We start from the raw sequence: 19376 nt of genomic DNA, 5'->3' as shown, positions 1-19376 counted from the left end.
CCCCGGGGCGGGCTGGCACAATGGCCCGACACAGGTACGGGCGACACGAGGAGGCGGCTGTGGCGACGGCGCCGAGCAGTGGAACGAACGCGGCCCCGGTGCGCGGCCGGTCGACCCGGCAGCGGGCGGCGGTCGCGGCGGCCCTCGACGAGGTGGACGAGTTCCGCAGCGCCCAGGAGCTGCACGACGTGCTGAGGCACCGCGGCGACTCGGTGGGGCTGACCACCGTCTACCGCACCCTTCAGTCCCTGGCCGACGCGGGCGAGGTCGACGTGCTGCGCACCTCGGACGGCGAATCCGTGTACCGGCGCTGCTCGACCGGCGACCACCACCACCATCTGGTGTGCCGCAAGTGCGGCAAGGCCGTGGAGGTCGAGGGGCCGGCGGTGGAGCAGTGGGCGGAGTCGATCGCCGCCCAGCACGGCTATGTGAACGTGGCGCACACGGTGGAGATCTTCGGCACCTGCGCGGAGTGCGCCGGCGAGCAGGGCTGACCGGCCTCCGGCGGATCACGAAAGGGGGGCGACGGCACGGCCGTCGCCCCCCTTTCGTGTCGTTCTCCGTCGGCGCGGCGCCGGGGCCGTTCCCGTACGGGACCCGCCGCCCCTTCCTCAGCCCTTCGGCGCCGCCGGAACCGTCTCCTCCGCGCCTCCGAACCGCCGGTCCCGCTGGGCGTACTCCAGGCAGGCCCGCCACAGGTCGCGGCGGTCGAAGTCCGGCCACAGCACGTCCTGGAAGACCATCTCGGCGTAGGCGCTCTGCCAGATCAGGTAGTTGGAGGTGCGCTGCTCGCCGCTGGGGCGGACGAAGAGGTCGACGTCCGGCATGTCCGGGTAGTAGATGTACTTCGCGAAGGTCTTCTCGTTGACCTTGGACGGGTCCAGCTTCCCGGCCGCGACGTCCCGCGCGATGCGCTGCGCGGCGTCCGCGATCTCGGCCCGGCCGCCGTAGTTGACGCAGAAGTACAGCGTCATCCGGTCGTTGTCCTTCGTCTGCTCCTGGGCGACCTGGAGCTCCTGGACGACGGACTTCCACAGCTTCGGCATGCGCCCCACCCAGCGGATGCGGATGCCCAGCTCGTCCATCTCGTCGCGGCGGCGGCGGATCACGTCCCGGTTGAAGTTCATCAGGAACTTCACCTCCTCCGGAGACCGCTTCCAGTTCTCGGTGGAGAAGGCGTACAGCGAGAGGTTCTTGACGCCCATCTCGATGCAGCCCTTGAGGACGTCCATGACGACGCCCTCGCCGACCTTGTGCCCCTCCGTGCGGGGAAGGCCGCGCTCCTTGGCCCAGCGGCCGTTGCCGTCCATCACGATGGCCACGTGCCTGGGCACCAGCTCACCGGGGATCCTCGGGGGCGTGGCGCCGGAGGGGTGCGGCTCCGGGGTCTTGTAGTCGCGTCGGTTACGGCCGCCCAGCATCCCGCGTACTGCCATGAACTGTCTCGCTCCCTGTGCCTGATCCATGCCGGATCCGTGCCTGATCCGCCTGTGTCACTTCTCTACGTACCGCAGTGAGCGCAGTCCGCGCTCCAGATGCCAGTGCAGATAGGCGGACACCAGTCCGCTGCCCTCCCTGACATGGCGTGCCTCGCACGCGTCCGCCGTCGCCCAGTCGCCGGTGAGCAGCGCGCTCAGCAGGCCGACGGCCTCGGTCGAGGGTACGACGCTTCCGGGCACCCGGCAGTCGCCGCATACGATGCCGCCCGCGGCGACGGAGAAGAACCGGTTCGGCCCCGGCATCCCGCAGCGCGCGCAGTCCTCGAAGCTGGGCGCGTAGCCGTTGACGGCGAGCGAGCGCAGCAGGAAGGCGTCGAGGACGAGGTGCGGTTCGTGCTCGCCGCGGGCCAGGGTGCGCAGCCCGCCGACGAGCAGCAGGTACTGCTGGACCGCGGGCTCGCCCTCGTGGTCGGTGAACCGCTCGGCGGTCTCCAGCATCGCGGTGCCCGCGGTGTAGCGGGCGTAGTCGGTGACGATGCCGCCGCCGTACGGGGCGATCGTCTCGCTCTGGGTGCAGAGCGGCAGACCGCGGCCGACGAGTTCGCCGCCCCGGGCGAAGAACTGCACGTCGACGTGGGAGAAGGGCTCCAGCCGGGCGCCGAACTTGGACTTGGTGCGCCGCACCCCGCGCGCGACGGCCCGCACCCGTCCGTGGCCGCGGGTGAGGATCGTGATGATCCGGTCGGCCTCGCCCAGCTTCTGCGTGCGCAGCACCACGCCGTCGTCCCGGAACAAGCTCATGCGTCCATTGTCCGGCACGGGAGCGGCCCGCCCGACCGCGCGCCCCGGACCGCACGTCCCCGACCGCACGCCCCGGACCGCGCTCCCGACGGCGGCCGCGCGGGCACGGTCCGGAACCGGCGGGCGCCGGGCGGCGGGGCGCTCAGAAGGGGGCGCGGGCCGCCGCGGCCAGCAGCCGTGCGGTGTCCACGGCGCAGATCCGCAGCGCTCCGCCGACGGTGGTCAGCACCTCGCGCTCGGAGGCGCCGTACGGCCCGTCGGCGAGGGCGATCCTGGCGCCCTGGAGGAGGATCGCCTCGCGCCCGGCGGGGGCCAGGTGCGGGGCCAGCGGCTCCAGCGCCTCGTGCAGCTCGATGGCGAGGGCGGCGCCGCACGCCTCGGCCGCCGGGTCGACGGCGGAACCGTGGCCGATGTCGGCGGAGAGGACCTCGACGACGGTGGACAGCTGCTCCTCGGTGCAGTCGGCGAAGCCGGCGCCGCGCACGGTGTCGGCGGCGGTCCGCAGCACCGTGCGGGAGGTGGTGCCGCCGGCCGCGAGGACGCCGAGGGCGACGGTGTGGACGGCGTCCCGGAGCATCGCGGAGAGCCGGGTGGTGGTGGGGTGGTCGAGCACGTCGGTGTCGAAGCGCCCCCGGCAGGCGGCGCACTCGACGACGGGGCCGGTGGTGCCGCGGCGCAGCATCGGCACGCCGAGCACGGCGAAGCGGCGGCGTCCGGTGAGCCGGCGGTAGTTGCGGTCTCCGCCGCAGCCGGGGCAGAAGAACTCGCCGTCGCCGACGGTGTCCCAGACGGTGCGGATGCCGCAGATGCGCAGCTTCATGGCGCGTTGTCCCAGGGCTGACCGCACGTCGTACACCTCCGTAACTCCCCCGTGGCCCTCAGGGCACGGGAGGCGCCCTCTCCGGCGACATTGCCGTGTGGGACGTGATGTTAACCACAGTCGCGCGGTGGCGTCAGCACCCCGATCGTCACAACCCCGGAGATGGCCGAACCCCGCCCCCGGCGGGCGGGGGCGGGGTTCGCGGCCGTATCGCGGCTCCGGGTGCTCGGCGGGCGCCGGGTCAGCGGCCCGAGCGGTTGACGGCGGAGACGACCGCCTTCAGCGAGGCGCGGGTGGTGTTGGCGTCGATGCCGATGCCCCACAGCACCCGTCCGTCGATGGCGCACTCGATGTACGAGGCGGCCTGGGAGCTGGCGCCCTCGCTCATGGTGTGCTCGGTGTAGTCCAGGAGCCGGGCGTCGATGCCGATGGCCTGCAGCGCCTCGAAGAACGCGGAGATCGGTCCGTTGCCGGTGCCGGTCAGCACGGTGTCGGCGCCGTCCACGGTCGCCTCGACGGTGATGGTGTCCTGGCCGTCGGAGCCGGTGGTGGTCTGGCCGGAGCGGATCTGCACGCGCCCCCAGGGGTTCTCGGGGTTGGGCAGGTACTCGTCCTGGAACACGGACCAGATCTGCGCCGGGGTGACCTCGCCGCCCTCGGCGTCGGTCTTGGCCTGAATGATCCGGGAGAACTCGATCTGCATCCGGCGCGGCAGGTCCAGCTTGTGGTCGTTCTTCAGGACGTACGCGATGCCGCCCTTGCCGGACTGCGAGTTGACCCGGATGACGGCCTCGTAGCTGCGGCCGACGTCCTTCGGGTCGATCGGCAGGTACGGCACCGCCCACTCGATCTCGTCGACGGTCCTGCCCCGGGCGGCCGCGTCGGCCTCCATGGCGTCGAAGCCCTTCTTGATGGCGTCCTGGTGGGAGCCGGAGAAGGCGGTGTAGACCAGGTCGCCCGCGTAGGGGTGGCGCGGGTGGACCTCCATCTGGTTGCAGTACTCGCTGGTGCGGCGGATCTCGTCGATCTGCGAGAAGTCGATCTGCGGGTCGACGCCCTGGGAGAACAGGTTCATGCCCAGGGTGACCAGGTCGACGTTGCCGGTGCGCTCGCCCTGGCCGAACAGGCAGCCCTCGATCCGGTCCGCGCCGGCCATGACGGCCAGTTCGGCGGCTGCCACGGCGGTGCCGCGGTCGTTGTGCGGGTGGGCTGACAGGCAGATGTGCTCGCGGCGGGTCAGGTTCCGCGACATCCACTCGAACCGGTCGGCGTGCGTGGACGGGGTCGAACGCTCCACGGTGGCGGGCAGGTTGAGGATGATCTCGCGGCCCTCCTCGGGCTGCCAGACGTCGCAGACCGCCTCGCAGACCTCCAGGGCGAAGTCCAGCTCGGTGTCGGTGAAGATCTCCGGGCTGTACTGGTAGCCGAAGACCGTCTCCGGGCCCAGCAGCTTCTCGGCGTACTCCATGACCAGCCGCGTGCCGTCCACCGCGATCTGCTTGATGTCGTCCTTGGAGCCGCGGAAGACGACCCGGCGGAAGGTGGGGGCGGTGGCGTTGTAGAGGTGCACGGTGGCGCGGCGGGCGCCGATCAGGGACTCGACGGTCCGCTCGATCAGGTCCTCGCGGGCCTGCGTCAGGACGGAGATCGTGACGTCCTCGGGGATCGCGCCCTCTTCGATGATGGAGCGGACGAACGCGAAGTCGGTCTCGCCGGAGGACGGGAAGCCGACCTCGATCTCCTTGTAGCCCATGCGTACGAGCAGGTCGAACATCTCGCGCTTGCGGGCCGGGGACATCGGGTCGATCAGGGCCTGGTTGCCGTCGCGCAGGTCGGTGGAGAGCCAGCGGGGCGCCACGGTGATCCGCTTGTCCGGCCACGTGCGGTCGGGGATGTCGACGGCCTCGTAGCGGCCGTACTTGTGGACCGGCATCCCGGACGGCTTCTGCAGGTGGGTGGCGTTGGTGATCGGCGTCGGGCGTCCGGCGGCGGGCGTCGGCGCGGGCTGTGCGGTGGTCATGGCGTACGGGCTCCTCGGGATCCGACCAGGGGGGACGGCCGACGGTTTCGCTGCAACGCCAGACTCCGCGGGGAGGGGGTCGGCCTACGACTACAGGCCCTCGCCGCGGCAGCTAAGAAGAAGCAGCCCGAAACGCATGATGCGACGAGGTTAACCGAGAGGCGCCTGATGCGTCCGTCCCGTATCAGTATGCGGGACCGGGCGCCCAAAACCCTCAGGCGTGACCGATCACTCCATTTCGCCAATCCTCGTCGCAACCGGTGACAAGTCAGTTACCTGGTGCCACAGTCGGGTGTATGCAGCCTCAGTCTCAGCACGGGTTCCGCCCCGTCTTCTGCACCATCGTGCCGCCCCATGTCCTCGACAAGCTCTCGCGTTCGGACAACCCCGATCTGGCCGGGGCCGCCCGCCGCACCCTGGAGAGCGACGCCGCCCGCCGCACCCGCCGCCAGACGGCGACGGCCGTTCCCCTGTCCGGCTCGCGGGCGAGCGGCGGCGAGCCCTCCGACACGCCCGACCGGACGCTGTACGACTGCCGGCACAGGACGCAGCTGCCCGGCACCAAGGTCCGCTCCGAGGGGGAGGCGCCGACGCAGGACGCGAGCGTCAACCGCGCGTACGCGGGGCTCGGCGCCACCTTCGAGCTCCTGTTCAAGGCGTACGGCCGTCGTTCGATCGACGGCGACGGGTTGCCGCTGATCGGTTCCGTCCACTACGACGAGAAGTACAACAACGCCTTCTTCGACGGCGAGCAGATGGTGTTCGGCGACGGCGACGGCGAGATCTTCCTGGACTTCACGCTGCCCATCGACGTGGTCGCCCATGAGCTGACGCACGGCCTGACCCAGTACACCGCCAATCTGAGCTACTACGGCCAGTCCGGCGCGCTCAACGAATCGGTGTCCGACGTCTTCGGCTCGCTGGTGAAGCAGTACTCGCTGGACCAGACCGCCGACCAGGCGGACTGGCTGATCGGCGCCGGGCTGCTGGCCCCCGGGGTGCAGGGGGTGGCGCTGCGTTCGATGAAGGAGCCCGGCACGGCGTACGACGACGACGTGCTCGGCAAGGACCCGCAGCCCGGGAAGATGGAGGACTACGTCCACACCAGCCAGGACAACGGCGGTGTGCACCTCAACTCCGGCATTCCGAACCGGGCGTTCTGCCTGCTGGCCACGGCGCTCGGCGGCAAGGCCTGGGAACGGGCCGGGCAGATCTGGTTCGATGTGCTCACGGGCGGCCGGCTGGAGGTGGACGCGGACTTCACGGACTTCGCCAGGCTGACGGTGACAGCGGCCCGTGACCGCTTCGGCGAGGGCGACGTGACCGAAGCGGTGCTGAAGGCGTGGTCGGAGGTGGGCGTGCCGACCGCTTAGCGCGCTCGGGCCCGTGCCCGGGCCCGTCCGGCGATGGAGGACTACCGCATGCGGATTCAGGTCAGCAGGACCGGCGGCTTCGCCGGTGTCGCACGCCGGGGCGAGGTGGACACCTCCGGGCGGCCCGACGCCGCAGAGTGGGAGGCGTTGGCCGAGTCGGCGCTCGCCGCGGGCCACGGGGCCCCGCCCCGGGGGGTGCCGGACGGCTTCCAGTACCGGATCACGGTGGACGGCCGCACGGTGCACTGCGCGGATCCCCGGCTGACCGACGAGCAGCGCGCCCTGGTCTCGCGCGTCCTCAAGGAGGGCGCGTGACGCGCCCGGGCGGACGCGCGGCCGGCGGACGGGAGCCCGACGAGTCCTGACGGGACCGGGCGGGTCCGGTACGGGACCGGCCGGCCCCGCGGGTCCGGGCGGGTCCCGTACCGGGCCGAGCTCAGAAGCCCAGCTTGCGCAGCTGCTTGGGGTCGCGCTGCCAGTCCTTGGCGACCTTCACGTGCAGGTCCAGGAAGACGGGCGTGCCCAGCAGCGCCTCGATGTGCTTGCGGGACTTCGTGCCGACTTCCTTCAGCCGCCTGCCCTTCGGGCCGATGATGATGCCCTTCTGGCTGGGGCGCTCGATGTAGACGTTGGCGTGGATGTCGAGCAGCGGCCGGTCCGCCGGGCGGTTCTCCCGGGGCAGCATCTCCTCGACGACGACGGCGATGGAGTGCGGCAGCTCGTCGCGCACGCCTTCCAGCGCGGCCTCCCGGATCAGCTCCGCGACCATGACCATCTCGGGCTCGTCGGTGAGGTCGCCCTCCGGGTAGAGCGGGGGACTCTCCGGGAGCAGCGGGGCGATCAGATCGGCCAGCAGACCGACCTGGTTGTCCTTGACCGCCGAGACCGGGACGATCTCGGCCCATTCGAAGCCGAGTTCCTCGGCGAGACGGGAGACGGCGAGGAGCTGTTCGGCGAGCTGCTTGGAGTCGACGAGGTCGGTCTTGGTGACGATGGCGATCTTCGGGGTCTTCCTGATGCCCGCGAGTTCCTTGGCGATGAACCGGTCGCCGGGGCCGAGCTTCTGGTCGGCGGGCAGGCAGAAGCCGATGACGTCGACCTCGGCCCAGGTGGTCCGCACGACGTCGTTGAGCCGCTCGCCCAGCAGCGTGCGCGGCTTGTGGAGGCCGGGCGTGTCGACCAGGACCAGCTGCGCGTCCTCGCGGTGCACGATGCCGCGCACGGTGTGCCGGGTGGTCTGGGGCCGGTTGGAGGTGATCGCCACCTTCCGGCCGACCAGAGCGTTCGTGAGGGTGGACTTGCCCGCGTTGGGGCGGCCCACGAAGCAGGCGAAGCCGGCCCGGTGGGGTGCGTGGTCCGCGCCCTGCTGTGCGGCGGCTTCTGTGTCAGGTCGAACGCTCATGGCGCCCATTGTCCCCGATCCCGGCGGTCCCGCCGCACCAAGGGGCGCGGCGGGCCCGTCGGGCGTCGGCTCGGGCGGTCCGGGCCCGGCGCCGGCGGCTCCGCAGCCACAGCCCCGTGCCCGAGCCGGCGATCACCAGCAGCAGGACCCCGGCCAGCGGCCAGGGCAGCGCCACGTACCGGGCGGAGGCGGACTCGCGGGTGTCGCGGGCGCTCGCGGTCAGCCAGACGCCGACCCGGTCCAGCTGGGGCGCGTCGTCCCACCGCTCGGTCAGCCGGACCCGCTGGCGGGGCAGCAGCTCGGACGGGACCCGCTTCAGGTCGCGGGCGAGCAGGGTGCGGCCGAAGAGGCCCTCGGCCCGGAGGGCGACCCGGGGGGCGAGGGTGACGTTGCCCCGGTTGCGGAGCGTGTACGAGATGACGGCGCGGCTCCGGCCGGTGCCCGGGACCAGCGGCTGGGTGTGCTCGATCCGGATGTCCTCCACGGAGATCGCGGGCAGCGTCGGCCCGTTGACCCGCAGGTAGATCCGGGCGCCGACCGCCTGCCGGACGCCGACGGCGACGGCTCCCGCGTCGGCGGGTGCGACGTCCTCGTCGAGTGCGACGAGCGCGCCGGGATGGTCGCCGGGCTCGGCGTCCCGGGGGACGGTGATGGTGACCGGGACGCCCACCGACCCGTGCGGGGGCACGGTGACCCGGTCGCTGCCGGCCCTGGCCCAGGCGCCGACGGCGCGCTGGGGCTCGTCCCGCGAGCGGACGGCGAACCCGCCGTCGCGGGCGGTGTTGTAGGCGTCGGCCGGGTACAGCCGGAAGGTCCGCGACCGGTCCGTCTTGTTGGTGACGGTGACCCGGTCGTGGAGGGTGGCCCCGGGGTCGGCGGAGAGATAGAAGTACGGGCGTCGGCCGCCCTGTCCGGCGGCCGGGTACACCGACCAGCTGCCGTTGTCCGCGGCGTGGACCGCGGGCGCGCCGCCCAGCAGGAGGGCGCCGGCCAGGAGGAGTACGTACGGCTTGCGCATGCGCACGGTGCGGGGCCTCCGGATCGGACGTGGCCCGGTCGTGGGCCGTGGGACCAGTGGTGGGGCGGCGGGGATCGTGGAGCGGCGGGGGAACGGGCGCGGGCCGGCCGTGGGACGGATCCGCGCGGTCGTCCGGGGCGAGGGCGGGCGCGCGGGGCCGGGGGGAGAGCGGCGGCCATGTGCCGGCCGGTGCCGGGGGCGCCGCCCGGTTCGCCGGTGGCCGGTGGCCGGGGCGGATGCGGCCCCGGCCACCGGCCCGCCCGTCAGGCGAGGGTGAGGGTGAGCACCCCGGAGTACGCGCCGGGGGCGGTGTACGCCGGCACGCTCAGCGCGAGCCGGGCGTCGACGGTGAACTCGCCGCCGGTGGCCGCCGCGTCCGGCGTGGACGCCAGGGTGGCGCCCGCGCTGCCGACCGGCCCTCTGGAACCCGCCACGCAGGTGCTGGGGCTGCCCGGCTTCGTCGCGCAGGCCGGTGTCCAGCTCAGCGCGGACGCGCCGATGACCGCGCCGCCCGGGCCCTGGAAGTCGGTGACCTTTCCGGTCAGGGACCAGCCGGCGGGCCCGCCGCGGTAGTCCTCGACCGTCACCGTCGCCAGGGAGCCCCGGGAGACGCCGCCGCGCCCGAAGTCGACTGCCGACAGCTCGACGCCGTCCGCGTCCTGGACCATGGACAGCGTGCCCGCCCGGACGGAGGTGCCGAGCCGCTGGCTGCCGACGGCGCCCGGGCCCCCGCCGCCCCCGGTGACGGTGTACGCCTGCGGACCGGCGCCCCTGGCCGCGTCCCAGGCGCCGCCCTCGTAGGCGACGATGCCGGTGGTCGCCGGGTCGTCGACGGTGAGCCGGCCGCTGAAGCCGCCGGCGCCGTCGGCCGTGACGGTGGCGGTGTCGGCGGTCTGGCGGTCGCCGACCCGTCCGGCGAGCGTGATGTCCGCGCCGGGGGTGAACTTCGACCCGGTCACGGTGACGGCGTCGCCCGCCCTGCCGGAATCGGCCCCGAGGCGGATGGCGCGCTCGTTGACCTGGCCGCCGCCGTCCGTCGCGATGATCGTCTCGGAGACGGGGGCGGGCGGGTCCGTCACCGTGCACGGGGTGTCCAGCTCCATGATGTAGCTGGTGTGGATGTTGTAGTCGCCGGGCGAGAGCGTGATCCGGCCGGGCGCGGTGACGGTGAACGTGCCGGTCATCGAGAACGACGGGAAGGCGCCCTTGCCGGGCACTGGGACGTTCTTCTTCGGCCCGGTGACGGTCACGTCCGCGGTCTGGGCGCCGCGCACGGCGACCTTCCCGGTGGGCGTCATGATGTCGGCGGGCAGCGGAAGATCGACCGGGTTGCCCGCGGCCGGTTCCAGGACGGTGTAGGTGACCGTGACCGTGTCGCCCACCTCCGGGACGGCGTTGTCGACGGTGATCTCCGCCTTCGTCGCCCCGTCGATCGGCGGGATGCCCGCGATGGCCGGCGGGATGCAGTGGGTGGGGAAGTTCACCGGGACGGAGGCCGTCACCAGGGCCTGCGCGGGAGCCGCGAGCACCCCTCCCCCGGCCACGACGAGCGCGCCGACGCCCAGCGCGGCGGCCCAGCGGCGTCCGCGGTCCGGGCGTCTGCGGTCCGGGCGTCTTCGTACGGCGAATCTTCGGATGGTCGGACGCATGGGCCCCCTCCTGCGGGACACGGCGCAGCGGCTCTTCCGCGCCGACAGGGGGCCATTGACGACGTCGGCCGAAGAGAAGTCAATGGCGTCGGGGGGCGCCGACTGATGGGCCATCAGACGCTGTCAAGATCCCTGCCGCGGGCCGCACCGCCGGAACCCGGAGCCGCACCACTCGGCGGCCCCGGACCGGCCCGTCGTCAGCCCGCCGTCACGCTCGCCCGCAGCACACCGTCGGGACCGGCCAGCAGCACCGGGGTCGCCGGCCCGCCCAGGTCCCGCACCGCCGCGCGGTCCTCGTCCGACGGGGTCTCGGCCTCGGAGACGACGGCCGCCGCCTCCAGCGAGGTGGCTCCGCTGGCCACCGCCATCGCCACGGCCGTCCGCAACGCGCTGAGCCGCAGCGACTCCAGCCCCACGGTGCCCGCGACATAGGTCCGCCCGGTCTCGTCCCGGACGGCCGCGCCCTCCGGCACGCCGTTGCGGGCGCGGGCGCTGCGCGCCAGAGTGATGATCTTCTGGTCCTCGGGGGCGAGTCCGGTGCTCTCAGTCATGTGCCGAGCATACGAGCCCCGCCCCGGACGCCCCTCCCCCCGTGGCGCTACGCCCGGTCCAGCCGCAGCCGCTGGGCCCGGGGCAGCCCCGCCACCACCAGGTCGTAGGAGTCCTCGACCAGTTCGCGGAGCAGCCGGTCCGGCACCCCGGGGACCGTCACCGTGTTCCAGTGACGCTTGTTCATGTGCCAGCCCGGGGCGACCGCCTCGTACTCCTGCCGCAGCCGCACCGCGTCGTCGGGGTCGCACTTGAGGTTCACCGTCAGCGGGCGCGCGTCCAGCGCGCTCAGCGCGAACATCTTGCCGAGCACCTTGAAGACGGAGAGCTCCGGCCCGAACGGGAACTCCTCGACGCTGGCGTTCAACTCCAGGCAGAATTCCCTCAGCTGCTGCGGGGTCACTCCGTCCGCCCCTCCCCCTCCGGCGCCACGGGCTCCACCAGCACCGTGACGATCTTGTTGCGGCGGCCCGCCGTGGACTCGGCGGTGAGCCGGATGCGGCGGCCGTCGGGCAGGTCGACCACCGCCGAGGCGCCCGCGATCGGCACCCGCCCCAGCGCCTTCGCCAGCAGCCCGCCGACCGTCTCCACGTCCTCGTCGTCGTACTCGCCGAGGTCGAACAGCTCGCCGAGGTCCCCGATGTCGAGACGGGCGGTCACCCGGTAGCAGCCGTTCTCCAGCTCCTGGACGGGCGGGAGTTCCCGGTCGTACTCGTCGGTGATCTCCCCGACGATCTCCTCCAGGATGTCCTCGATGGTGACGATGCCCGCCGTGCCGCCGTACTCGTCGATCACCACGGCGACGTGGCTGCGCTCCTGCTGCATCTCGCGCAGCAGGTCGCCGGCGTTCTTGGTGTCGGGCACGAACGCCGCGGGCCGCATCGCCGTGGAGACCAGGTCGGCCTCCGACTCCCGGTTGATGTGCGTCTTGCGGACCAGGTCCTTGAGGTACACGATGCCGACGATGTCGTCCTCGTTCTCCCCGGTGACCGGGATGCGGGAGAAACCGGAGCGCAGGGCCAGGGTCAGCGCCTGCCGGATCGTCTTGTACCGCTCGATGCAGACCAGGTCGGTGCGCGGGACCATGACCTCGCGCACCAGCGTGTCGCCCAGCTCGAAGACGGAGTGCACCATGCGGCGCTCCTCGTCCTCGATCAGCGACTCCGCCTCGGCCAGGTCGACCATGGCCCGCAGCTCGGCCTCGCTGGCGAACGGGCCCTTGCGGAACCCCTTGCCGGGGGTCAGCGCGTTCCCGATGAGGATCAGCAGCTGCGGGACCGGGCCCATGACCCTGGCCAGCGGCAGCAGCGCGTACGCCGCGGCCGTGGCGGTGTTCAGCGGGTGCTGGCGGCCGATGGTGCGCGGGGAGACGCCGACGGCGACGTAGGAGACGAGGACCATCACGGCCATGGCGACGGCCAGCGCCTCCCAGGTCCTCGGCAGTTCCTGGAGGCAGGCGTAGGTGACGAGGACGCCGGCCGACATCTCGCAGGCGACCCGCACCAGCAGGGCGACGTTGAGATACCGGGTCGGGTCCGCCGCGACCTGCTCCAGCTTCTGGCTGCCGCGCCGCCCGGAGCGGACGGCCTCGGCGGCCCGGAAGCTCGACACGCGGGCGATGCCCGCCTCCGCGCAGGCCGCCAGCCAGCCGACGACGACCAGCAGGACGGCGCCCAGGACGAGGGGAACGCTCACGAGACCGTGGGGGCGGGCGAGGGGCCGGTGAGCCCCCGCTCGGTGCGCCAGCCGTCGACGATCGCGGCCTGCAGGCCGAACATCTCGGCCTTCTCGTCCGGCTCCTCGTGGTCGTATCCGAGGAGGTGCAGCACCCCGTGGACGGTGAGCAGCTGGAGCTCCTCGTCCATGGAGTGGCGGGTGGGGGCGTCCTCGCCCTGCTTCCGCGCGACCTCGGGGCAGAGCACGATGTCGCCGAGGAGCCCCTGGGGCGGCTCCTCGGTGTCCTTGGTCGGCGGACGCAGCTCGTCCATCGGGAAGGACATGACGTCCGTCGGCCCCGGAAGGTCCATCCACTGGATGTGGAGCCGCTCCATGGCCTCGGCGTCCACCACGATCACCGAGAGCTCGGAGAGGGGGTGGATCCGCATCCGCGCGAGCGCGTAGCGGGCGATGTCGAGGATCGCCCGCTCGTCGACCTCGGTTCCGGACTCGTTGTTGACGTCGATCGACATGGTGCGCTGCGACTACTTCCCGTGGTGGCTGTTTCGGCTGTCGTACTTCTCGTACGCGTCGACGATACGGCCGACGAGCTTGTGCCGGACGACGTCGTGGGAGGTGAGCCGGGAGAAGTGGACGTCGTCGACGCCGTCCAGGATGTCCTGGACCTGGCGCAGACCGCTCCTGGTCCCGTTCGGCAGGTCGACCTGGGTGACGTCACCGGTGATGACGATCTTCGAGTCGAAGCCGAGCCGGGTGAGGAACATCTTCATCTGCTCGGGATTGGTGTTCTGCGCCTCGTCGAGAATGATGAAGGCGTCGTTCAACGTGCGGCCGCGCATGTAGGCCAGCGGGGCGACCTCGATCGTGCCCGCCGCCATCAGCCGCGGGATCGAGTCGGGGTCGAGCATGTCGTGCAGCGCGTCGTAGAGCGGGCGCAGATAGGGGTCGATCTTCTCGTAGAGGGTGCCCGGCAGGAAGCCGAGGCGCTCGCCCGCCTCGACCGCGGGGCGGGTCAGGATGATCCGGTTGACCTGCTTGGACTGCAGGGCCTGGACCGCCTTCGCCATGGCGAGGTAGGTCTTGCCGGTGCCCGCGGGGCCGATGCCGAAGACGACCGTGTGCTTGTCGATGGCGTCGACGTACCGCTTCTGGTTGAGCGTCTTGGGCCGGATGGTGCGACCACGGCTGGAGAGGATGTTCTGGGTGAGCACCTCGGCCGGCGTCTCCTCGCCGTCCCTCTCGCCGTTCTCGCTCGCCCTGAGCATGGCGATCGAGCGTTCCACTGCGTCCTCCGTCATCGGCTGACCGGTGCGGAGCACCAGCATCATTTCGTTGAACAGGCGCTGGACGAGAGCGACTTCCGCCGCGTCTCCGACGGCGCTGACCTCGTTGCCCCGGACGTGGATGTCGGCTGCCGGGAACGCCTTCTCGATCACGCGCAACAGGGCGTCGCCCGAGCCGAGGACGGTCACCATCGGGTGCTTGGCCGGGACGGTGAACCGGGCTCGTGCCTGTTCGGGGGCGGGGGTCTGAGCTATGGGTGTCTGCGTCATGGGCCGGCCCTGTGGCCTGCACATACCTCCGTTGCGCGGTTCTCGCCGATCGACAACCTCTCGGATACCAAGCCTACGACGTGGCACGGGCGACGCCGAGGGCTTTTCCCGGCCTGCCACGGACACGCGTGCGAACAGTCACCCGGGGCGGCGGAAGCCGATCGTGGGCACGGCCCGGCGCAGCGGCCACGGCCGGGCGGCGGCGGGCAGCAGGTGCTCCAGGAAGGCGTACCGCCGCAGCGCCGCCGGGTCCTGGTCGGGGAAGGTGCGCACCCGCTGCCACCAGGCGGCGATCTCGTCCCAGTCCGGCGCGGAGAGCGAGCCGCCGAACTCCTGCACCGAGAGCGCGGCGGTCAGCCCGGCGAAGGCCAGGCGGTCGGCCAGCGGCCAGTCCGCCAGGGTGCCGGTGACGAATCCGGCGACGAAGACGTCCCCGGCACCGGTCGGGTCCAGGGCCTCCACCTCGATCGCGGGCACCTCGGCGGCGGCCCCGGTCGCCGCGTCCACCGCGTACGCGCCCTCCGCGCCCAGGGTGACCACGGCGAGCGGCACCCGCTCGGCCAGGGCGTGGGCGGCGGCGCGCGGGCAGTCGGTGCGGGTGTAGCGCATCGCCTCCTCGGCGTTGGGCAGGAACGCCTGGCAGTGCTCCAGGTCCGTGAGGGCGTCCAGGTCCCAGCGCCCGGTCTCGTCCCAGCCGACGTCGGCGAAGATCCGGGCGCCGTTCCGGGCCGCCGCGGCCACCCATGGCTCGCTGCGGCCGGGGGCCAGCGAGGCGACCGCGGCCCGGGCGCGCGGCGGGCAGCACGGGAAGACCGGCTCCTCGGCGGGCGGCGGGGCCCCGTGCGCGCCCGCGGGACCGGGCGCGTGCACGGGCGCGTGCACGGGGGCCGCGGCGTGCGCGGGCCCCGCGGCGCCCGTGGGACCCGGGGCCTCGTGGCCGTGCGAGACCATGGTGCGCTCGCCCTCGTACGCCATCGACACGGTCACCGGCGAGTGCCAGCCGGGGACGGTGTGCGACATGGACAGGTCGATCCCCTCGCCGTGCTCCAGGGCGTCCCAGCAGTACTCCCCGTAGTGGTCGTCGCCGAACGCCGCGGCCAGCGAGGTGCGCAGCCCGAGCCGGGCCAGCGCGGTGGCCATGTTGGCGACCCCGCCGGGGCTGGAGCCCATGCCGCGCGCCCAGGTCTCGGTGCCGCGCACCGGGGCGCTGTCCAGGCCGGTGAAGATGATGTCGAGGAAGACCGTGCCGGTGAGGAAGACGTCGCAGGCCGGGTCCTGCGGGGCGCGCAGCCCGTCCAGGGGGTCGATGTCCGCGGTGTCCTTGCTCACGTGCGCTCCCGGTCGTCACAGGTCCGGCCAGTGTGCCCGATCCGCTCCCGCCGCCGCAGGGTCCGCGCCGTCTCTCCCGAAGGGCGTGCGCCGGCCCTCGACACAGGGGCTCCTACCTGCGTAAACGCAAGCGACTACCCGACCGCCCCACACCCAAACTCTTTTGTGACTCAGATCACATAATGACGGCTTTCGATGGGCCGCGAGCAGTTGATACAAATTGGGCCGCGAGCCCGGTTGGCGACTCTTGCCGAGGTGCACGCCACTTCCCCCGTATTGCCCCGCTCCACCCTGTTCCGCCCTGCCTTCCCCCTCCCTGCCGTCTTCGGCATGTCCTCGTCTGGAACGCCCATGTCCTCGCGCCCGCGCGCCGCGTGGCCCCTGGTCGCCGTGTTCACCGCCGGTTACCTGGCCGCCTATCTGCTCCCCACCGTCGTCGGGCGGCTCTCCGTCCATCTGGGCCTGGGCGCCACCCGGGCCGGTCTGGTGGGCAGCGCCCTGCTGCTGAGTTCGGCGACCGCCGGGTTCACGCTGGCGGGCCGGGTGGAGTCGTTCGGGCCGCGGCGGGCGGCCCGGACCGGGCTGCTGCTCGCCATGGCCGGGTACGGCTGCGCGGCGCTGGCGGGCTCGGTGCCGCTGGTGGTCGCGGGCGCGGTGGTCGGCGGGCTCGGTTCCGGCACGGCGACCGCGGTGGCCGCGGCGGGCATCGCCGCCCGGCAGGACCCGCACCGGACCTCGTCGCTGGGGCTGCTCAGCGTCTCCGCGACGGCCGGCGCCCTCTATCTGACGATCCCGCACCTGGGCGGCGGCCACCGGCTGCCGTTCGCGTCGATCGCCGTGGTCGCCCTGCTGGTCTGGCCCGCCACCGCGCGGCTCGGCGGGGCGGCGCGCGGCGGGACGGCGGCCCCCGTCGCGCGCCGGCTGCCGCACCGCCGCTCCGGGCTGGTGCTGGCGGGCGGGATGCTCGTCTGGTCCATGGCGCAGAACGCGCTGTGGGGCGTCAGCGGCCGGATCGGCTCGGACCAGGCCGGGCTCTCCGAGGTCGCGGTCGGGGCGGTGTTCGCCGTCGCGCTCGGCGCGGGCCTGCTCGGGGTGACGGGCGCCGGCGTGCTGGGGGCCCGGCTGGGCCGGGCGGTGCCGATCGGCCTGGGCACCGCGGTCATCGCGGCGAGCATCGTGGTCAGCTCGTCGGCCGGGAGCCTCGGCCCGTTCGCGGTCGGCGAGATCCTGTGGAACACCGTCTACCCGGTGGTCCTGTCCTATCTGATCGGCCTGGCCGCGTCCCTGGACGTGCGCGGCCGGTGGGCGGTCCTGGCGGGGTCCGCCTCGTCCGTCGGGGTGGCCTGCGGGCCCGTGCTCGGCAGCGTGCTGTCCGAGCGGGCCGGATTCCCGGTCATGGGCCTGCTGCTGGGCGCCGTGACGCTGCTGGTCGCCCTGCCGTTCACGGCCGTCGCCCTGCACACCGGCGGCCGCCCCCTGCTGCCGGGGGCGGTGCGGCGCAGGGGCGGCGCCCCGGCCGCGCTGCTCGCCGTCCGCAGCGGCGCGGTGCCCGGACCGGTGCCGGAGCTCGGCGCGCCGGAGCAGGCCGTCGCGGAGATCAGCCCGCCCGCGCTGCGCGGCCGGCGCCCGGCCCGGGACGCGTTCCGGGCGGCCGGTCCCGCTCAGTCGAATTCGTACGCCTCGACCTCGGCCAGATAGCGGGCCCTGCGCTCCTCGTCGTGGTCGAGGAAGGCGGCCTCGAAGGAGTTGCGGGCCAGGGTGCGCAGCTGCTCCCGCTCCAGGCCGAGGGCCTCGTGGACGGCGTGGAAGGTGTCCCCGACGTAGCCGCCGAAGTAGGCGGGGTCGTCGGAGTTCACCGTGCAGAGCAGCCCGGCGGCCATCATCTCCCGCAGCGGGTGCCGCTCCAGGGTGTCGATGGCGCGCAGCCGGACGTTGGACAGCGGGCAGAGGGTGAGCGGAACGCGCTCCGCGACCAGTCGCTCCACCAGCTCCGGGTCCTCCATGCAGCGCAGCCCGTGGTCGACGCGCTCGACGCCGAGCACGTCCAGGGCCTCCCGGATGTACGCGGCCGGGCCTTCCTCGCCGGCGTGGGCGACCTTGCGCAGCCCGAGCGCCCCGGCCGCCTCGTACACCTCGCGGAACTTGGCGGGCGGGTGCCCGACCTCCGCCGAGTCGAGGCCGACGGCGCTGATCCGGCGCAGATACGGCTTCGCGGACTCCAGCGTCTCCAGGGCCGACTCGGCGGACTGGTCCCGCAGGAAGCACATGATCAGCTGGGTGGAGACGCCGTGCCGCTCCTCGCTGCGGTCCAGCGCCCGGCCGAGCCCCTCGACGACGGCGCCGATCGGGACGCCGCGGGCCGTGTGCGCCTGCGGGTCGAAGAAGATCTCCGCGTGCCGGACGCCCTGGGCGGCGGCGCGGGCGAGGTAGGCGTCGGCGAGTTCCTCGAAGTCCCGCTCGGTCCGGAGCACCGCCATCAGGGCGTAGTAGAGGTCGAGGAAGCTCTGCAGGTCGTCGAAGAGGTAGGCCCGGCGGAGCTCCTCGGTGTCCGCGTACGGCAGGCGCACGCCGTTGCGTTCCGCGAGCGCGAAGGCCAGTTCGGGTTCGAGGGTTCCCTCGATGTGGAGGTGGAGCTCGGCTTTGGGGAGGTGCTGCACGGGTCTTTCACGCTCACAGGGGTGGTGCCGATGGTTCGGGGCGGTGCCGGTCGTTCGGGACGGCGTCGGCGTTCCGCGGGCCGCCGGGGCGTGCCGGTGCGGCGCCGGTCGTCCCAGGCTAAGCCCGGCGGCCGGTGGGAGGGGCGGCGCCGGGCGTCCCGGGCCGGGCCCGGTCAGGAGGGGCGGCGCCGGGTGGGCACGGGGACGCGGTCGAGGTCGCGGGCGACGGTCAGCTCGCCCTCGAAACCGGCGGCGCGGGCCCGGTCCTCGAAGACGGCCGGGTCGTCGTACCGCTGGGAGAAGTGGGTCAGCACGAGGTGCCGCACGCCCGCGTCCCGGGCGACGCGGGCCGCCTGACCGGCGGTCAGGTGGCCGTGCTCGGTGGCGAGCCGCTCGTCCTCGTCGAGGAAGGTCGACTCGATGACCAGCAGGTCGCATCCCTCGGCGAGGGCGTGGACGCCGTCGCAGAGCCGGGTGTCCATGACGAACGCGAACCGCTGGCCGGGCCGGTGCTCGGAGACCTCGTCGAGCGTGACGCCGCCGAGGGCGCCCTCGCGCTGGATCCGGCCGACGTCCGGCCCCCGGATGCCGTGCTTCGCGAGCCGGTCGGGCAGCATGCGGCGCCGGTCCGGTTCGACGAGCCGGTAGCCGTACGACTCGACGGGGTGCGAGAGCCGGCGGCAGCTGAGCGTGTAGGCGTCCGTGGCGGCGAGCACCCCGTCGGCGGCGACGGGCGCCTCGGTCAGCTCGACGGTCTCGCGGTAGGCGGTCGCGTACCGCAGCCGTTCGAAGAAGCGCCGGCCGCTCGCCGGGTAGTGGGCGGTGACCGGGTGCGGGACCTGGTCGAGGTTGATCCGCTGGATCACCCCGGCCAGGCCCAGCGAGTGGTCGCCGTGGAAGTGCGTGACGCAGATCCGGTCGATGTCGTGCGCGGCGACGCCGGCCCGCAGCATCTGGCGCTGGGTGCCCTCGCCGGGGTCGAAGAGGATGCCCTCGCCGTCCCAGCGCAGCAGATAGCCGTTGTGGTTGCGGTGTCTGGTCGGGACCTGGCTGGCGGTGCCGAGGACCACCAGTTCGCGTACGGACACG

At 73.1% G+C, this 19376-nt stretch carries 19 protein-coding genes; 4 read left to right on the top strand and 15 right to left on the bottom strand.

All coding sequences use genetic code 11. From position 1 onward, the window contains the following. Window positions 1–59: 59 nt before the first annotated feature. Entirely contained in the window at window positions 60–494 is a 435-nt protein-coding gene (locus WA762_RS18635) for a Fur family transcriptional regulator (RefSeq protein ID WP_335936972.1), read from the top strand. A gap of 117 nt (window positions 495–611) precedes the next feature. On the opposite strand, the gene WA762_RS18630 is transcribed toward WA762_RS18635, so the two are convergent. The 4 genes from WA762_RS18630 to leuA form a co-directional block, all read right to left on the bottom strand. After that, window positions 612–1436: an isoprenyl transferase gene (locus tag WA762_RS18630; RefSeq protein ID WP_335936971.1), complete on the bottom strand. Its 825-nt coding sequence runs from the start codon at window positions 1434–1436 to the stop codon at window positions 612–614. A gap of 57 nt (window positions 1437–1493) precedes the next feature. Then, window positions 1494–2240, bottom strand: coding sequence for a DNA repair protein RecO (gene recO, locus WA762_RS18625; RefSeq protein ID WP_335936970.1), 747 nt, complete (start codon window positions 2238–2240; stop codon window positions 1494–1496). A 142-nt stretch (window positions 2241–2382) separates the two neighbouring features. Next, window positions 2383–3060 carry a TerB family tellurite resistance protein gene (locus tag WA762_RS18620; protein WP_335937029.1) on the bottom strand — a complete coding sequence of 226 codons (678 nt, stop codon included), beginning with the start codon at window positions 3058–3060 and terminating at the stop codon, window positions 2383–2385. A gap of 241 nt (window positions 3061–3301) precedes the next feature. Next, window positions 3302–5080 (bottom strand): 2-isopropylmalate synthase, encoded by a 1779-nt coding sequence (gene leuA, locus WA762_RS18615; protein ID WP_335936969.1) that lies wholly within the window; start codon window positions 5078–5080, stop codon window positions 3302–3304. A gap of 296 nt (window positions 5081–5376) precedes the next feature. On the opposite strand from leuA, the gene WA762_RS18610 reads away from it, so the two are divergent. Beyond that, window positions 5377–6453 carry a M4 family metallopeptidase gene (locus WA762_RS18610; RefSeq protein WP_335936966.1) on the top strand — a complete coding sequence of 359 codons (1077 nt, stop codon included), beginning with the start codon at window positions 5377–5379 and terminating at the stop codon, window positions 6451–6453. Window positions 6454–6501: 48 nt separating this feature from the next. Further along, window positions 6502–6768 carry a protealysin inhibitor emfourin gene (locus WA762_RS18605; protein WP_335936965.1) on the top strand — a complete coding sequence of 89 codons (267 nt, stop codon included), beginning with the start codon at window positions 6502–6504 and terminating at the stop codon, window positions 6766–6768. 121 nt (window positions 6769–6889) lie between these two features. On the opposite strand, the gene era is transcribed toward WA762_RS18605, so the two are convergent. From era to WA762_RS18560, 9 genes are all read right to left on the bottom strand, one after another. Then, window positions 6890–7864: a GTPase Era gene (gene era / locus WA762_RS18600; protein WP_335936964.1), complete on the bottom strand. Its 975-nt coding sequence runs from the start codon at window positions 7862–7864 to the stop codon at window positions 6890–6892. Then, a complete protein-coding gene (locus WA762_RS18595) occupies window positions 7839–8873 on the bottom strand; it encodes a WxL protein peptidoglycan domain-containing protein (protein WP_335936963.1) in 1035 nt (344 codons plus the stop codon). Before WA762_RS18595 ends, era begins: the two co-directional genes overlap by 26 nt. Window positions 8874–9136: 263 nt before the next feature. Then, window positions 9137–10522, bottom strand: coding sequence for a WxL domain-containing protein (locus tag WA762_RS18590; protein WP_335936961.1), 1386 nt, complete (start codon window positions 10520–10522; stop codon window positions 9137–9139). 197 nt (window positions 10523–10719) lie between these two features. After that, a complete protein-coding gene (locus WA762_RS18585) occupies window positions 10720–11073 on the bottom strand; it encodes a cytidine deaminase (protein ID WP_335936959.1) in 354 nt (117 codons plus the stop codon). Window positions 11074–11120: 47 nt separating this feature from the next. Beyond that, window positions 11121–11474, bottom strand: coding sequence for an MmcQ/YjbR family DNA-binding protein (locus tag WA762_RS18580; protein WP_335936957.1), 354 nt, complete (start codon window positions 11472–11474; stop codon window positions 11121–11123). Continuing rightward, the gene (locus tag WA762_RS18575) at window positions 11471–12766 is read right to left on the bottom strand and encodes a hemolysin family protein (RefSeq protein ID WP_335936955.1); all 1296 of its coding nucleotides are present in this window, start codon (window positions 12764–12766) and stop codon (window positions 11471–11473) included. The genes WA762_RS18580 and WA762_RS18575 overlap by 4 nt, the downstream gene beginning before the upstream one ends. After that, window positions 12763–13260 (bottom strand): rRNA maturation RNase YbeY, encoded by a 498-nt coding sequence (gene ybeY, locus WA762_RS18570; RefSeq protein ID WP_335936953.1) that lies wholly within the window; start codon window positions 13258–13260, stop codon window positions 12763–12765. Before ybeY ends, WA762_RS18575 begins: the two co-directional genes overlap by 4 nt. A gap of 12 nt (window positions 13261–13272) precedes the next feature. After that, on the bottom strand, window positions 13273–14301 hold the full coding sequence (locus WA762_RS18565) for a PhoH family protein (protein WP_335936951.1): 1029 nt from the start codon (window positions 14299–14301) through the stop codon (window positions 13273–13275). A gap of 138 nt (window positions 14302–14439) precedes the next feature. Continuing rightward, the gene (locus tag WA762_RS18560) at window positions 14440–15630 is read right to left on the bottom strand and encodes a carbohydrate kinase family protein (RefSeq protein WP_335936950.1); all 1191 of its coding nucleotides are present in this window, start codon (window positions 15628–15630) and stop codon (window positions 14440–14442) included. A 351-nt stretch (window positions 15631–15981) separates the two neighbouring features. Here WA762_RS18560 and WA762_RS18555 point away from each other — a divergent pair, with 351 nt between their 5' ends. Continuing rightward, window positions 15982–17328 carry an MFS transporter gene (locus WA762_RS18555; RefSeq protein WP_335936949.1) on the top strand — a complete coding sequence of 449 codons (1347 nt, stop codon included), beginning with the start codon at window positions 15982–15984 and terminating at the stop codon, window positions 17326–17328. Here the strand turns inward: WA762_RS18555 and WA762_RS18550 are convergent. Further along, window positions 17292–18287 carry an adenosine deaminase gene (locus WA762_RS18550; RefSeq protein WP_335936947.1) on the bottom strand — a complete coding sequence of 332 codons (996 nt, stop codon included), beginning with the start codon at window positions 18285–18287 and terminating at the stop codon, window positions 17292–17294. The two genes, WA762_RS18555 and WA762_RS18550, sit on opposite strands and share 37 nt — an antisense overlap. 173 nt (window positions 18288–18460) lie before the next feature. Next, window positions 18461–19375: a ribonuclease Z gene (locus tag WA762_RS18545; RefSeq protein WP_335936946.1), complete on the bottom strand. Its 915-nt coding sequence runs from the start codon at window positions 19373–19375 to the stop codon at window positions 18461–18463. Window position 19376: the final 1 nt, after the last annotated feature.

It is taken from the genome of Streptomyces tyrfis, assembly GCF_037034285.1.
Classification (GTDB): Bacteria; Actinomycetota; Actinomycetes; order Streptomycetales; family Streptomycetaceae; genus Streptomyces.
Note: the sequence above shows the minus strand (reverse complement) of the source record. Positions and strands in the feature narration are given on the sequence as shown.